We start from the raw sequence: 14871 nt of genomic DNA on the forward strand, positions 1-14871 counted from the left end.
ACCGCATTCGCGAGCAAGCCCGCTCCCACATTGGTTTTGCAGTGTTGCTTAAGAGGCGATCAACTGGCGCAGCACGTAGTGCAAGATGCCGCCCGACTTGAAGTATTCCACCTCATTGAGCGTATCGATCCGGCACAGCACCTCGACCTTCTCGCTGCTGCCATCCTCCCGGGTAATCACCAGCGTCAGGTTCATGCGTGGCACGATCTCCACGTCGGTCAGACCGAGAATGTCGATCTTCTCCTTGCCGGTGAGCTTGAGCGACTTGCGGTTCTGATCCAGCTTGAACTGCAATGGCAACACGCCCATGCCCACCAGGTTGGAGCGGTGAATCCGCTCGAAACTCTCGGCGATCACCGCCTTGACGCCCAGCAGGTTGGTGCCCTTGGCTGCCCAGTCGCGGCTGGAGCCGGTGCCATATTCCTGGCCGGCCACCACCACCAGCGGCGTGCCCGACGCCTGGTATTTCATCGACGCATCGTAGATCGGCATTTTCTCGCCAGTGGGGATGTACAGCGTATTGCCGCCTTCTTCGCCGCCGAGCATTTCATTGCGGATACGGATGTTGGCAAAGGTGCCGCGCATCATCACTTCATGGTTGCCGCGGCGTGAGCCGTAGGAGTTGAAGTCGCGCGGTTCCACGCCTTGTTCACGCAGGTAGCGACCGGCGGGGCTGTCGGTCTTGATATTGCCGGCAGGGGAGATGTGGTCGGTGGTGACCGAGTCGCCCAGCAGCGCCAGCACGTTGGCGCCTTTGACGTCCTTGATGACCGGCAGTGGGCCTGCAATGTCGTCGAAGAATGGCGGGTGCTGGATGTAGGTGGAGTCTTTCTGCCACACGTAGGTGGCGGCCTGTGGCACTTCAATGGCTTGCCATTGCTCGTCACCGGCAAACACCTCGGCGTATTCCTTGTGGAACATGCCGGTGCTGACTTGGGCCACTGCGTCGGCGATTTCCTTGCTGCTCGGCCAGATGTCCTTGAGGTACACCGGGTTGCCGGCCTGGTCGTTACCCAGCGGCTCGCTGCTGATATCGATGCGCACGGTTCCCGCCAGGGCATAGGCCACCACCAGCGGTGGCGAGGCCAGCCAGTTGGTTTTCACCAGGGGATGCACGCGGCCTTCGAAGTTGCGGTTACCGGACAGCACCGACGCCACCGCGAGGTCAGCCTTTTGGATGGCTTTCTCGATCGGCTCGGGCAACGGCCCGGAGTTGCCGATGCAGGTGGTGCAGCCATAGCCCACCAGGTCGAAGCCCAGTTTGTCCAAGTACTGGGTCAGGCCCGCAGCCTTGTAATAGTCGGTGACCACTTTGGAGCCAGGGGCCAGCGAGGTTTTTACCCAGGGTTTGCGGGTCAGGCCCTTTTCCACGGCATTTTTCGCCACCAGCCCGGCCGCCATCATCACGCTGGGGTTGGAGGTGTTGGTGCAAGAGGTGATTGCGGCGATCACCACCGCGCCGTTCTTCAGGCGATAGGTCTTGCCGTCGTATTCGTAGTCGGTTTCGCCCACCAGGTCGGCGTTGCCCACGGCAACCCCGCCGCCGCCTTCGCTTTCGAGGCGGCCTTCTTCCTTGTTGGTGGGTTTGAATTGCAGGTCGAGGAAGTCGCTGAACGCCTGGCCGACATTTGGCAGGGCCACACGGTCCTGTGGGCGTTTCGGCCCGGCCAGGCTGGCTTCGACGCTGCCCATGTCCAGGGCCAGGCTATCGGTGAACACCGGCTCTTGGCCGGCGATGCGCCACAGGCCCTGGGCTTTGGTGTACGCCTCGACCAGCTTCACGGTTTCTGCCGGACGGCCGGACAGGCGCAGGTAGTCCAGCGTTACCTCATCCACCGGGAAAAAGCCGCAGGTGGCGCCGTATTCCGGGGCCATGTTGGCGATGGTGGCGCGGTCGGCCAGCGGTAGGTCGGCGAGGCCGTCGCCATAGAACTCGACGAATTTACCCACGACGCCTTTTTTGCGCAGCATCTGGGTCACGGTCAGCACCAAGTCGGTGGCGGTAATGCCTTCTTTGAGTTTGCCGGTGAGCTTGAAGCCGATCACTTCCGGGATCAGCATCGACACCGGCTGGCCGAGCATCGCCGCTTCCGCTTCGATCCCGCCCACGCCCCAGCCGAGTACGCCGAGGCCGTTGATCATGGTGGTGTGGGAGTCGGTGCCGACCAAGGTGTCCGGGAAGGCGTAGGTGCGGCCGTCTTCGTCTTTGGTCCAGACTGTGCGGCCGAGGTATTCGAGGTTGACCTGGTGGCAGATACCGGTGCCCGGCGGCACCACGCTGAAGTTGTCGAATGCGCTCTGGCCCCAGCGCAGGAAGGCGTAGCGTTCGCCGTTGCGCTGCATCTCGATGTCGACGTTCTGCTCGAAGGCGCTGGTGGTCCCGAACTTGTCGACCATCACCGAGTGGTCGATCACCAGGTCCACGGGCGATAGCGGGTTGATGCGCTGCGGGTCGCCCCCGGCCTTGGCCACGGCGGCGCGCATGGCGGCCAGGTCGACCACGGCAGGCACGCCGGTAAAGTCTTGCATCAATACCCGGGCCGGGCGGTACTGGATCTCGCGGTCGGACTGGCGCTCTTTGAGCCAGGCGGCGATGGCCTTGAGGTCGGCGCCGGTGACGGTCTTGTCGTCTTCCCAGCGCAGCAGGTTTTCCAGCAGCACCTTGAGGGACATCGGCAGTCTATCCAGGTCGCCCAGGCTCTTGGCGGCTTCGGGCAAGCTGAAGTAGTGATAGGTCTTGTCGTCGATCTGCAGGGTTTTAAGGGTTCTCAGGCTATCAAGGGATGACATTACATGACTCCTTATGGTCCGCACGGCTACGGACCTGACGGGACGAACAGAGCTTTCAACTTAGCCCTGTTTTCATTAGCAGGCTAATAACTGGACTCTATCGTTAAGTCCAAGGTTCCGAACTCGGCTATCATGCGCGCGTTTTCATGACAGGACTTGCGCTGCAGCAAGCCCAGTTGCCAGGAGATTCAATGAACACCCTTTTTATGCACTGCCGCCCGGGTTTTGAAGGCGAAGTCTGTTCCGAGATCGCGGAACACGCCGCGCGCCTGAACGTTTCCGGCTACGCCAAGGCCAAGACCGGTAGCGCCTGCGCCGAATTTGTCTGCACCGAAGAAGACGGCGCCCAGCGCCTGATGCACGGCCAGCGCTTTGCCGAGCTGATCTTCCCGCGGCAGTGGGCGCGCGGGGTATTCATCGACCTGCCGGAAACCGACCGCATCAGCGTGATCCTCGCCCACCTGCGCGAATTCCCGGTGTGCGGCAGCCTGTGGCTGGAGATGGTCGACACCAACGACGGCAAGGAACTGTCGAACTTCTGCAAGAAATTCGAAGTGCACCTGCGCAAAGCCCTGCTGAACGCCGGCAAGCTGGTGGACGACCCCAGCAAGCCGCGCCTGCTGCTGACCTTCAAGAGTGGCCGCGAAGTGTTCATGGGCCTGGCCGAGTCGAACAACTCGGCGATGTGGCCGATGGGTATTCCACGTCTCAAGTTCCCCCGCGAAGCCCCCAGCCGCTCGACCCTGAAGCTGGAAGAGGCCTGGCACCACTTCATCCCCCGCGACCAGTGGGACGAGCGCCTGCATGGCGACATGACCGGCGTCGACCTCGGCGCAGCGCCGGGCGGCTGGACCTGGCAGTTGGTCAACCGTGGCATGCTGGTGACCGCCATCGACAACGGCCCGATGGCCGAAAGCCTGATGGACACCGGCCTGGTGCAACACTTGATGGCCGACGGTTTCACCTTTGTGCCCAAGCAGCCGGTGGACTGGATGGTCTGCGACATCGTCGAAAAGCCGGCGCGTAACGCCGCGCTGCTGGAAACCTGGATCGGCGAGGGGCATTGCCGCGAGGCGGTGGTGAACCTGAAGTTGCCGATGAAGCAGCGGTATGCCGAAGTGAAGCGTTTGCTGGAGCGCATCGAAGACGGCTTCAAGGCCCGTGGCATTCGGGTGGAGATCGGCTGCAAGCAGCTGTACCACGACCGTGAGGAAGTGACCTGCCACCTGCGTCGGTTGGTGGATGTGAAGAAAACCAAGGCCCGGTAGACTGGCGGCCAGTTCCAGGAGTAGATCATGAGCGATATTTTCGACACCGCCGTCGACGGCACCCTAGATGCAACAGGCTTGAATTGCCCAGAGCCCGTGATGATGCTGCACCAGCACATCCGCGACTTGCCACCAGGCGGCTTGCTCAAGGTGATCGCGACCGACCCGTCCACGCGCCGCGATATTCCCAAGTTCTGCGTGTTTCTCGACCACGAACTGGTGGATCAGCAGGAGCAGGCCGGTACGTACCTGTACTGGATCCGCAAGAAGTCCGCTTAAACCCGCGCCTTGTCGGCGCGAATGCGCCGGCGTGCACTGCGCGCCAGGCGCACCAGCAACATCCCCGCCGCACAGCTGAGGCCCACGATCAGCCCTTGCCACAAGCCGCTTGGGCCGCTGGGTTCGCCGAGCCAGTCGGTCAGCCCCAAGGCATACCCCACCGGCAGGCCCACGCCCCAGTATGCGAACAGGGTTAGCACCATGGTCACGCGGGTGTCCTGGTAGCCACGCAATGCGCCCGCCGCCGTGACCTGGATCGAGTCGCTGAACTGGAACAGCGCCGAGAACACGATCAACATCGACGCTAGGTGAATGACCACTGGGTCGGGGGTGTAGATCGCCGCAATCTGCTCGCGAAACACCAGCATCAGGCTGCAGGACAGGCAGGCATACGCCAGCGCAGTGCCCATGCCGACACCCGCCGCGAAGCGTGCTTCGCGCGGCTCGCCACGGCCGAGGGCCTGGCCGACGCGCACGGTCACGGCCATGCTCAGGGAGTAGGGGATCATGAACACCAGCGAGCTGACGTTCAGCGCGATCTGATGGCCCGAGACCACGGTGGCGCCGAGGCTGCCGATCAGCAGGGCGATGACCGCGAAGATGCTCGATTCGGCAAAGATCGCGATGCCGATGGGCAGGCCAATCCCCAACACACGCTTGATCACGGCCCATTGCGGCCAGTCGAAACGCTTGAACAGTTCGCTGCTCTGGTAAGCCGGGCCCCAGCGGGTCCAGACCGCCAGGCCGAGCATCATCACCCACATCGCAATGGCCGTGGCCCAGCCGCAACCCACGCCGCCCATGGCCGGCACGCCCAGGTGGCCGTAGATGAAGATGTAGTTCAGCGGGATGTTCAGCGCCAGGCCACACAGGCCCATCACCATGCTCGGCCGCGTGCGGCCCAGGCCGTCACTGAAACAGCGCAGCACGTAATACAGCGCGATGGCCGGCATACCGGCGGCGATGCCGTGCAGGTAGCCCATGGAAGGTTCGATCAGGTCCGGTTCCACCTTCATCGCCTGCAGGATCGGTTCGGCGCAGAGCAGCAACAGCGAGGCGGTGATACCGACCACCACGGCCAGCCACAAGGATTGACGCACCAGCGGGCCGATCTCGCTGAACTGCCCGGCCCCGTAACGCTGCGCGACTTTGGGCGTGGTGGCCAGCAGCGTGCCGGTCATCAGCAGGTACACCGGTATCCAGATCGAGTTGCCCAGGCCCACGGCCGCCAGGTCCTGGGGGCTGACGCGCCCGGCCATCACCGCATCGACAAAACTCATCGCGGTGGTCGCCAGTTGGCCGATCATGATCGGCAGGGCGAGCGTCAGCAGGCCGCGCACTTCCCGGCTGATGCGGGCGGGGCGGGTGAGGGTGGCGGTGGCAGTGTTCACGTACAGGTGTCCCGTAGAAGGAGGCGCAAGGACGGCGGATTCTACGCTTTGACGCATCGGTCAGGAAAAAACCAGTGTTAGCGATTTGTAAGCGAGGGCTGCGATCCCTGTACACTGCGGGTCCGCCAAAGGAGCCTGCCATGCTGATTGTTGCCGACGAAAATATTCCGCTGCTCGATGCATTTTTCCAGGGATTTGGCGAGATTCGCCGCGTGCCCGGCCGTTCCATTGACCGCGCCACGGTCGAGCAGGCTGATGTGTTGCTGGTGCGCTCGGTGACCAACGTCAACCGTGCGCTGCTGGAGGGCACGAAGGTGCGCTTCGTCGGCACTTGCACTATCGGCACCGATCACCTGGACCTCGACTACTTCCAGCAGGCTGGCATCCAGTGGTCCAGCGCCCCAGGCTGTAACGCCCGTGGCGTGGTGGACTACGTGCTGGGCAGCCTGCAGACCCTGGCCGAGATCGAAGGTGCCGACCTCAATCAGCGCACCTACGGCGTGATCGGCGCCGGTGAAGTGGGCGGGCGGCTGGTCAAGGTGCTCAAGGGCCTGGGCTGGAATGTGCTGGTCTGCGACCCGCCACGCCAGATCGCCGAGGACGGGGATTACGTCAGTCTGGCGCAGATCATCGAGCAGTGCGACGTGATCAGCTTGCACACGCCGCTGACCAAGTCCGGCAACGGCTCCACCTGGCACCTGTTCGACCGCCAGCGCCTTGAGCAACTCAAGCACGGCACCTGGCTGATCAACGCCAGCCGTGGCCCGGTGGTCGACAACGCCGCCCTGCGCGAGGTGCTGCTGGACCGTGAAGACCTGCAAGCGGTGCTGGATGTGTGGGAAGGCGAGCCGGAAGTGGACGTCGACCTGGCTGACCTGTGCGTACTGGCCACGCCGCATATCGCCGGCTACAGCCTGGACGGCAAGCAGCGCGGCACGGCGCAGATCTATCAGGCGTTCTGCGCGCACCTGGGTCAGGAGCCAAGCCTTCAATTGAGTGATTTGCTGCCGCCACCCTGGTTGGCCGAGGTGCACCTGAATGCCTCCACCGATCCGGCCTGGGCCTTGGCGACCCTGTGCCGCAGCGTGTATGACCCGCGTCGTGACGACGCGGATTTCCGTCGCAGCCTGGTGGGCACCGTGCAAGAGCAGCGCAAGGCGTTTGACCTGCTGCGCAAGCATTACCCGGAGCGCCGTGAAATTGATGGCTTGAAGGTGCGTATCCACGGGGAATCCGCCGCGCTAGCCTCTATAGCCAAAGCCCTCGGTGCCGACGTGCACTAACTGTATGACTCCTTGTAGGAGCCGGCGTGCCGGCGATGGCGCCCGCAGGATCACCGCGCGGCTCAGGGCCGCTATCGCCGGCAAGCCGTCTCCCGCGCGGGGTGTGTTTCGGGCATAAAAAACCCGGCCACCAGGGCCGGGTTAGAAAGAGCGTAGGCGTTTCAGCCTTGCTGGGCAGGCTTGACCAGTCGCTGTTCCAGTTCGCTGCACGCTTGCTGGATCATCTCTTCGGTAATCTGCACTTCGCGGCCCTTGGCGTCGATGTACGAGCAAGGCAACTGCTGCGGCTGGCGGATCACTTCAATCTTGGCATCGCTGCTATTTTGCAAGGTCATGGCCTGTCTCCTCATCAGGTTGTGTCCCTATTCTGCTTATAACTCTAAGCCGCCCGCGTGACGAGGCTGTTACAACTCCCTGCAAGGTCACCGGTTCGAACACCCAGTCCATCAGAAACCGCTACACATTTCCAGCCTGGGGTTAGACCGATAGCCTCTAGGGATCAGCATCGGCGGGCATAATTAACCTGACTCATTGTTATTTACCCAAGTTCCCCCAATGTTGTGGTGTAGATACTTATCTCCCTTGCGCAGGTAATGCCCTCCATGTTCTCCGTCCGTCAACGCCGTGCGATCCGCCTGGCCAGCCGCTTCATTGCGCCCTACCGCTGGCACGCCCTCGGCGCCCTGTTGGCGCTCATCGTCACCGCAGGCATTACCTTGTCCATGGGGCAGGGTATTCGCCTGCTGGTGGACCAGGGCTTTATGACCCAATCACCGCACCTGCTCAATCAGTCCATCGGCCTGTTCATGGTGCTGGTGCTGGGCCTGGCAGTGGGCACCTTTGCACGGTTTTACCTGGTGTCTTGGATCGGCGAACGGGTGGTGGCGGATATCCGCCGGCAAGTGTTCAACCACCTGATCTACCTGCATCCGGGCTTCTACGAGAACAATCGCAGTTCGGAAATCCAATCGCGACTGACCACCGACACCACCTTGCTGCAGTCGGTGATCGGCTCGTCGCTGTCACTGTTCCTGCGCAATGCCTTGATGGTCATCGGTGGCATCGTGCTGCTGTTTGTCACTAACCCCAAGCTCACCAGTATCGTGGTAGTGGCGCTGCCGCTGGTATTGGCGCCGATCCTCATCTTTGGCCGGCGCGTACGCAGCCTGTCGCGGCAAAGCCAGGACCGCATCGCCGATGTGGGCAGCTATGTGTCCGAGACCCTCGGGCAGATCAAGACCGTGCAGGCCTACAACCATCAAGTGCAGGACGAACAGCGCTTCGCCGTGACCGTGGAAGACGCCTTCACCACTGCGCGCAAACGCATCACCCAACGCGCCTGGCTGATTACCCTGGTTATCATGCTGGTGCTCGGCGCCGTGGGTGTGATGCTGTGGGTCGGTGGCATGGATGTGATCAACGGGCGCATCTCCGGCGGTGAGCTGGCGGCGTTTGTGTTCTATAGCCTGATCGTCGGCAGCGCGGTCGGTACCCTGAGCGAAGTGCTCGGCGAGCTGCAGCGCGCTGCCGGTGCCGCCGAGCGGATTGGCGAATTGTTGCAGTCGAGCAACGAAATCCAGGCGCCCGCCGCCGGTACCGTGCAACTGCCGGAACGGGTCAGTGGCCGCATGGCGCTGCAAGACCTGCGCTTTTCCTACCCTTCACGGCCCGACAGCTACGCCATCGACGGCCTGAACCTGACCATCAACCCCGGTGAAACCCTGGCGCTGGTGGGCCCGTCCGGCGCGGGCAAGTCGACGATTTTTGACCTGCTGCTGCGCTTCTACGACCCCCAGCATGGCCGCATCCTGCTCGAAGGCCACCCGCTGACCGAACTCGACCCCATGGACCTGCGCCGCCACTTCGCCCTGGTGTCCCAGAGCCCGGCGCTGTTTTTCGGCAGCGTCGAAGAGAACATCCGCTACGGCAATCCGACGGCCACCCTCGAACAGGTCGAAGCCGCCGCGCGCATTGCCCACGCCCATGACTTCATCCTGCAAATGCCTGACGGCTACCGGACACACCTCGGCGACGGCGGCATGGGCCTCTCCGGCGGCCAACGCCAACGCCTGGCCATCGCCCGCGCCTTGCTGGTAGACGCGCCGATCCTGCTGCTGGACGAGGCCACCAGCGCCCTCGATGCCCAGAGCGAACACCTGATCCAGCAAGCGCTGCCGCAACTGATGCAAGGGCGCACCACGCTGGTCATCGCCCATCGATTGGCCACGGTGAAGAACGCTGACCGCATCGCCGTGATGGACCAGGGCAAGTTGGTGGCGGTAGGCACGCATCAACAACTTATTGCGAGCAATCCGTTGTATGCGCGGTTGGCAGCGTTGCAGTTCAGTGATGGGGTAGAGGAAAGCGCCACACACTAACGCTCACTGCCCATAAAAAAATGCCCGCATTGAGAAATGCGGGCATTTTTATTGAGCTTGAAGCTTCAAGCTTGACGCTCAAGGATGCCTTTACTACTGATCATCAAAATACCGCTCATGCCAATCCACCAGCGGCTGGGGTGAATTGAGCTTCTGCCCGTAGATCACCGAATAAGACAGCACGTTCTGCACATACTGGCGGGTTTCGTCGAACGGGATGCTTTCCACCCACACATCGAAACTCAGGTGGTCTGCGCCGCGCAGCCACTGGCGCACACGGCCTGGGCCGGCGTTGTAGGCGGCGGAGGCGAGCACGCGGTTGCCGTTGAACTGGCTGTGCACCTGGCTAAGGTAAGCGGCGCCGAGCTGGATGTTTTTGTCCGGGTCCAGCACCTGGGCGGGGGAGGCCAGGGGGATGCTGAACTTGCGCGCGGTTTCCTTGGCAGTGCCGGGCATGAGTTGCATCAGGCCGCTGGCGCCGACGCCGGAGCGGGCGTCGTCCATGAAGGCGCTTTCCTGGCGGGTGATTGCAAACACCCAGCTGGAATGCAGGCCGCGTACCTTGGCTTCACGCACCAGCGTGTCGCGGTGGGCCATCGGGAAGCGGATGTCCAAGTCGTCCCAATACTGCGCCTGGCTGATGGTGCGGATCGCCGGGAAGTACCACTTCATGTCGTAGGCCAGCTTGGCCTGGGCGACCATCTCGTCGCGGTTGAAGTGACGGCTGACGTGGTACCACTCGCGGCGGCCATCCACGATCTGGCCTCGGGCGTAGAACTCCAGGGCACGGCGCACGCCGGGGGTGTTGCGCACCTTGTTGAGCAGCGCCTGGCTCATCGGCAGCGGTTTGTTCTTCAACTGGTACGGGGCCTTGGAGCGATCCGCCGCGAGGAAGCCGTAGAAGTCGCGCTCTTGCGACAGGTGCTTGTACAGGACCAGCGCTTGCGGGTTTTTCGGCTCGGCCAGTTCCAGGCTGCGGGCCTGCCAGTAGCGCCAGCGGTTGGTGGTGGCCAGGTCTTGTGGGAGTTTGCGCGTCAACTGATAGGCATCTTCCCAGCGGGCCAGGCGCAACAGCAGGCGCAGGCGCCACTCGGAGACGGTGTTGTCACGCAGTTCAGGGTCGTACTTGGTCATCACCTCGAGGGCGCGCGGGTCATAGCGCTTGGCCAGGGTGAGGCCGATTTCGCGGGCGATCGACACTTTTTCGTCACGCGAGAAGTGCATGCTGCTGGCGTAGCCGTCGAGCAGGGCCATGGCCTTGTCCGGATCCTGGCGCGCCAGGCGACGCAAGCCGAGGCCCACGGCGTCAGACATGGCCTCAGTGGCCGGCAGGAAGCGTGACGGGTCGCTGAGCATGTCGGGCTTCTGCGCCACGTCCACCATCAAGCGACCTTGGGCGCCGAGGGTGGGCAGGGTTTTCACCAGGCTGTTGGCCAGGGCGTAGTTGCGCGCTTCGGCGGCGAGCTTGGCGCGGTCCCAGATCTTCTGTTCGGTGAGTTGGCCGTCTGCCGCCCACTGGCCGAAGGTGACATCGCAGGCCGCCGGTTGGGACTTGCCAGTCATCCAGAGTTTTTCGGCGGTCTTATAGCCTTCCGCCTTCAAGTTGTGGGTGAGTTGGTACTGGCCATGCAGGCAGTCCAGCTCGACGAAATTGAGCTTGGCGTCGTAGTACTTTTCAAAAGTCTGCCAGTCGCCACGCTCGGCCAGCCAGCGTAACCAGCGCAGTTTCATCCAGTTGGCCTGGGGCAGGTCGCCGTTTTTGGCGAGGAACTGTTCGATTTCCTGGTTGCTCGCGGTTTTCAGGCGCGCCGTCAGTTCGTCATAGGCCAGGTACGGTGTCAGCGGGTAATCGGCCAGGGCCTGGCTGTATTGCATGTACGGGCCGGTATCGCCCTTGGCCAGCGCGCGTTTGGCTTCATCGTAATATTGACGTTGGGTGGTGAGGTCCACGGCCTGGGCGGATTGAACGGCGGTGGCAGAGAGAAGCAGACAAGATAAAAGATTAAAAAGGCGACTGCGCATGAGACGTCCGTGCAGAGAAATCACGACTAGCACCGGCACCGCCGACACTGATTGCCCCTAGCTTAGCCTTTTGCCCGCAGCCTACGAAAGCTTTGCTGGCCGGTTCGTTCAAGTTCGCTGGAAATGTCCTACAGAACGTGTCGACAGCGAAAATGCCAGCCGCATCCCACCCCTAACTCAGGTAGAATGCGCGCCCAGTTTTTGGAGAAGCGTATGACCCTGCTCAAATTCAGCGATGTGTCCCTTGCTTTCGGCGCTATGCCGTTGTTGGACAAGGTGTCCTGGCAGATCGCCCGTGGTGAGCGGGTGTGCATCATCGGCCGCAACGGCACCGGCAAATCCAGCATGATGAAGCTGGTAAAAGGCGACCAGAAGCCCGACGACGGCTCTGTATGGCGCGCCCCGGGCCTCAAGATTGGCGAATTGCCGCAAGAATTGCCGGTGGCCGACGGACGGACAGTGTTCGACGTGGTTGCCGAAGGCCTGGACGGTGTGGGTGAGCTGCTTGCGCAATACCATCACCTGGCGCAGAACTGCGTCACCGAAGAAGACCTGGACAAGCTGATGCACGTCCAGCAGGACCTCGAAGCCCGTGATGGCTGGCGCCTGCAGCAACTGGTCGACAGCACCCTGAGCCGCCTGCAACTGCCGGCCGACAAGACCCTCGCCGAGTTGTCCGGCGGTTGGCGTCGTCGCGTGCTGCTGGCCCAGGCCCTGGTGTCCGAGCCCGACCTGCTGCTGCTCGACGAACCGACCAACCACTTGGATATCGGCGCGATTGCCTGGCTGGAAGAAGCCCTCAAGGACTTCCAGGGCGCCGTGCTGTTCATCACGCACGACCGTTCCTTCCTGCAGAACCTGGCGACCCGCATCCTTGAACTTGATCGTGGCGGCCTGATCGACTGGAACGGCGACTACGCCAGCTTCCTGGTGCACAAGGAAGCCGCCCTGGCTGCCGAAGAAACCGCCAACGCGCTGTTCGACAAGAAGCTGGCCCAGGAAGAAGTCTGGATCCGCCAGGGCATCAAGGCCCGTCGCACCCGTAACGAAGGCCGCGTGCGTGCCCTGAAGGCCCTGCGTGTAGAGCGCAGCGAGCGTCGTGAGCGCACCGGCAAGGCCAATATCCAGCTGGACACCGCCGACAAGTCGGGCAAGCAGGTGATGGTGCTGGAGAACGTCAGCTTCCACCACCCGGATGGCCCGTTCCTGATCAAGGACTTCTCCATGGTCCTGCAGCGCGGCGACCGTATCGGCCTGCTGGGCGCCAACGGTACCGGCAAGACCACCTTGCTCAAGCTGATGCTCAGCGGTCTGCAACCGACCAGCGGCACCGTGGAAGAAGGCACGCGCATCGACGTGGCCTACTTCGACCAGCTGCGCCACCAGCTGGACCTGGAAAAAACCGTGATCGACAACGTCGCCGAAGGCCGCGACTTTATCGACATCGACGGCCAGAGCCGCCACGTGCTGAGCTACCTGGGCGACTTCCTGTTCAGCCCGCAACGTGCGCGTACACCGGTGAAAGCCTTGTCCGGTGGCGAGCGTGCGCGCCTGCTGCTGGCCAAGCTGTTCAGCAAGCCGGCCAACCTGCTGGTACTCGACGAACCGACCAACGACCTCGACGTGGAAACCCTCGAACTGCTTGAAGAAGTGCTGCTGACCTTCAACGGCACTGTGCTCATGGTCAGCCACGACCGGGCATTCCTCGACAACGTGGTCACCAGCACCCTGGTCTTCGAAGGTGAAGGCAAGGTGCGTGAATACGTCGGTGGTTACCAGGACTGGCTGCGCCAGGGTGGTTCGCCGCGTTTGCTGGGTGTGACCGAAAGCAAGTCCGGCAAGGCTGACTTGACCTCGGCAGTCGTGGCGCCTGTGGTTGCCGAGGCTGCACCGGTCCAGGACGCTGCGCCGGCGGCCAAGAAAAAGCTCAGCTACAAGCTGCAACGGGAACTGGAAGCCTTGCCGGGTGATATCGACGCCAAGGAACAGCAGATTGCCGCGGTAGAGGCGCAAATGGCTGACGCGGGCTTCTACCTGCGTCCCGCGGCGGAAACCGCCAAGGTCATCGCCTCCCTGGAAACATTGAACCAGGAGCTGGAAGCGTTGGTTGAGCGTTGGGCCGAGCTGGATGCCTGAGTGATTCCAGTGCATTAAAAAACCCGGTGTTCATCTGATGAACACCGGGTTTTTTATAGGAACCTATAGGAGCCGGCTTGCCCGCGATTGCATTCTGTCAGGCCATACATCTGATGGCTGACAGTCCGCTATCGCTGGCAAGCCAGCTCCTACAAGGGTTATGCGTTTTTGATCAGTTTGACGGCCAGCACATCGCACGGCGCACCATGCAGCACATCATTGGCTGTAGAACCCAGCAACAACGCCAAACCGTGACGACCATGGCTACCCACCACGATCAAGTCGCAAGCCTTTTCCTTGGCCAGATGGTGGATTTCCTGGCGCGGTTGGCCGTACGTCAGGTGGCAGTCTTCCTTTTTCAGGTGCGGGTATTTGAGAATCAAACGGTCCAGGCGCTCCTTGGCCTGGTCAAATTGTTGTTGCTGCAACTGGGAAAGGTCCATGGGCACGTCGCCACCAAAGGCCATGGCCATGGGCTCGACGATATGCACCAGCGACAGTGTGGCGCCATTGGCCAATGCAGATTCCTGCGCGCGCTTGATCACCGGATCGCACTCTTCGGTCAGATCGACAGCGACCAGAATATGTTGGTAGGGCATGAGGCGTTCCTCCAAGGGACTGCAATATGTTCAGTATGGCTGCTTTCAAGCGGATGGGGTTGCGTCAGGTCAAATCCGCTCATCTAGAAATTCGGGAGTACACATATGACGGTCTGGATAGTGGTGTCAATCCTTGTGGTGGTTCTGAGCCCCCTGGCATGGCTGCGCCCGTCGCGCCACCAGAGCGGGCGCATGGCCCTGCGCATGGAGGCACGCCGCATCGGCCTGGCTATGCAATTGGCACCTCAGGAGTGGCCGCACTGGCTCAAGCCAGAGCCGCCGAGCCCCTGCGCTCAGTACTGCCGGCCACGGCGGGGCAGCACCCCGGCGATCTGGAGTTACTGGCAGTTGGAGCCGGGGGTGTGGGTCAATCAGTGGCGCGAAGTGTGCGTGGATGAGAAGTTGTTGCCGCATTTTGCAACGCTGCCGGCCAACGTCTACAAGGTCGAGGCCGACAAGCAGATGATCGCCTTGTATTGGGGCGAGAAGGGTGAGGCGAGCGTGTTGAAGGCTATCGATACGCTGCTCAAGGCCTTGGCCTGACACCGACCCTGGCGGCCTGCGACAACCCCCTGTAGGAGCCCGGCTTGCCGGCGATGGCGTTCTCAAGATTGGCGCAATGTTTGCGGGCCCCATCGTCGGCAAGCCGGGCTCCTACAAAGGGCGTGCAAATCATGGAAAACGGCAGGCAATAAAAAGCCCGACATCATCATCGGGCTGGAGTT

General features: G+C 62.3%; 11 protein-coding genes. 6 read left to right on the forward strand and 5 right to left on the reverse strand.

Annotated elements, in window-relative coordinates; genetic code table 11:
* Nucleotides 1-48 precede the first annotated feature (48 nt).
* Nucleotides 49-2790 carry an aconitate hydratase AcnA gene (gene acnA / locus KUA23_RS07835; RefSeq protein ID WP_252993686.1) on the reverse strand — a complete coding sequence of 914 codons (2742 nt, stop codon included), beginning with the start codon at nucleotides 2788-2790 and terminating at the stop codon, nucleotides 49-51.
* A 191-nt stretch (nucleotides 2791-2981) separates the two neighbouring features.
* Between acnA and rlmM the strand changes: the two genes are divergently transcribed.
* Complete coding sequence (gene rlmM, locus KUA23_RS07840) at nucleotides 2982-4058, forward strand: 23S rRNA (cytidine(2498)-2'-O)-methyltransferase RlmM (RefSeq protein WP_078047417.1); 1077 nt, start codon at nucleotides 2982-2984, stop codon at nucleotides 4056-4058.
* A 27-nt stretch (nucleotides 4059-4085) separates the two neighbouring features.
* Nucleotides 4086-4337 carry a sulfurtransferase TusA gene (gene tusA / locus KUA23_RS07845; protein ID WP_071483636.1) on the forward strand — a complete coding sequence of 84 codons (252 nt, stop codon included), beginning with the start codon at nucleotides 4086-4088 and terminating at the stop codon, nucleotides 4335-4337.
* On the opposite strand, the gene KUA23_RS07850 is transcribed toward tusA, so the two are convergent.
* Nucleotides 4334-5728 carry an MATE family efflux transporter gene (locus tag KUA23_RS07850; protein WP_099494395.1) on the reverse strand — a complete coding sequence of 465 codons (1395 nt, stop codon included), beginning with the start codon at nucleotides 5726-5728 and terminating at the stop codon, nucleotides 4334-4336. The genes tusA and KUA23_RS07850 overlap by 4 nt on opposite strands.
* A gap of 140 nt (nucleotides 5729-5868) precedes the next feature.
* On the opposite strand from KUA23_RS07850, the gene pdxB reads away from it, so the two are divergent.
* The gene (gene pdxB, locus KUA23_RS07855; protein ID WP_252993687.1) at nucleotides 5869-7011 is read left to right on the forward strand and encodes a 4-phosphoerythronate dehydrogenase PdxB; all 1143 of its coding nucleotides are present in this window, start codon (nucleotides 5869-5871) and stop codon (nucleotides 7009-7011) included.
* A 161-nt stretch (nucleotides 7012-7172) separates the two neighbouring features.
* Here pdxB and KUA23_RS07860 read toward each other — a convergent pair whose 3' ends face one another.
* Nucleotides 7173-7346 carry a PA1571 family protein gene (locus KUA23_RS07860; RefSeq protein WP_014717504.1) on the reverse strand — a complete coding sequence of 58 codons (174 nt, stop codon included), beginning with the start codon at nucleotides 7344-7346 and terminating at the stop codon, nucleotides 7173-7175.
* A 258-nt stretch (nucleotides 7347-7604) separates the two neighbouring features.
* Between KUA23_RS07860 and KUA23_RS07865 the strand changes: the two genes are divergently transcribed.
* Nucleotides 7605-9389, forward strand: coding sequence for an ABC transporter transmembrane domain-containing protein (locus KUA23_RS07865; protein ID WP_177409468.1), 1785 nt, complete (start codon nucleotides 7605-7607; stop codon nucleotides 9387-9389).
* Between the two features lie 93 nt (nucleotides 9390-9482).
* Here the strand turns inward: KUA23_RS07865 and KUA23_RS07870 are convergent, their stop codons facing one another.
* The gene (locus tag KUA23_RS07870; protein ID WP_099494397.1) at nucleotides 9483-11411 is read right to left on the reverse strand and encodes a transglycosylase SLT domain-containing protein; all 1929 of its coding nucleotides are present in this window, start codon (nucleotides 11409-11411) and stop codon (nucleotides 9483-9485) included.
* A 213-nt stretch (nucleotides 11412-11624) separates the two neighbouring features.
* Here KUA23_RS07870 and KUA23_RS07875 point away from each other — a divergent pair, with 213 nt between their 5' ends.
* On the forward strand, nucleotides 11625-13547 hold the full coding sequence (locus KUA23_RS07875) for an ATP-binding cassette domain-containing protein (RefSeq protein WP_078047423.1): 1923 nt from the start codon (nucleotides 11625-11627) through the stop codon (nucleotides 13545-13547).
* Nucleotides 13548-13705: 158 nt separating this feature from the next.
* On the opposite strand, the gene KUA23_RS07880 is transcribed toward KUA23_RS07875, so the two are convergent.
* On the reverse strand, nucleotides 13706-14146 hold the full coding sequence (locus tag KUA23_RS07880) for a universal stress protein (protein WP_252993688.1): 441 nt from the start codon (nucleotides 14144-14146) through the stop codon (nucleotides 13706-13708).
* Between the two features lie 105 nt (nucleotides 14147-14251).
* On the opposite strand from KUA23_RS07880, the gene KUA23_RS07885 reads away from it, so the two are divergent.
* Nucleotides 14252-14689, forward strand: coding sequence for a hypothetical protein (locus KUA23_RS07885; protein ID WP_100491284.1), 438 nt, complete (start codon nucleotides 14252-14254; stop codon nucleotides 14687-14689).
* Nucleotides 14690-14871: the final 182 nt, after the last annotated feature.

Origin of the sequence: Pseudomonas pergaminensis (genome assembly GCF_024112395.2) — a bacterium.
GTDB classification, from domain to species: domain Bacteria; phylum Pseudomonadota; class Gammaproteobacteria; order Pseudomonadales; family Pseudomonadaceae; genus Aquipseudomonas; species Aquipseudomonas pergaminensis.

Coding starts and splice junctions, on each gene's coding strand:
- acnA (WP_252993686.1), bottom strand. CDS start 2,790: ATGTCATCCCTTGATAGCCTGAGAACCCTTAAAACCCTGCAGATCGAC.
- rlmM (WP_078047417.1), top strand. CDS start 2,982: ATGAACACCCTTTTTATGCACTGCCGCCCGGGTTTTGAAGGCGAAGTC.
- tusA (WP_071483636.1), top strand. CDS start 4,086: ATGAGCGATATTTTCGACACCGCCGTCGACGGCACCCTAGATGCAACA.
- pdxB (WP_252993687.1), top strand. CDS start 5,869: ATGCTGATTGTTGCCGACGAAAATATTCCGCTGCTCGATGCATTTTTC.
- KUA23_RS07860 (WP_014717504.1), bottom strand. CDS start 7,346: ATGACCTTGCAAAATAGCAGCGATGCCAAGATTGAAGTGATCCGCCAG.
- KUA23_RS07865 (WP_177409468.1), top strand. CDS start 7,605: ATGCCCTCCATGTTCTCCGTCCGTCAACGCCGTGCGATCCGCCTGGCC.
- KUA23_RS07870 (WP_099494397.1), bottom strand. CDS start 11,411: ATGCGCAGTCGCCTTTTTAATCTTTTATCTTGTCTGCTTCTCTCTGCC.
- KUA23_RS07875 (WP_078047423.1), top strand. CDS start 11,625: ATGACCCTGCTCAAATTCAGCGATGTGTCCCTTGCTTTCGGCGCTATG.
- KUA23_RS07880 (WP_252993688.1), bottom strand. CDS start 14,146: ATGCCCTACCAACATATTCTGGTCGCTGTCGATCTGACCGAAGAGTGC.
- KUA23_RS07885 (WP_100491284.1), top strand. CDS start 14,252: ATGACGGTCTGGATAGTGGTGTCAATCCTTGTGGTGGTTCTGAGCCCC.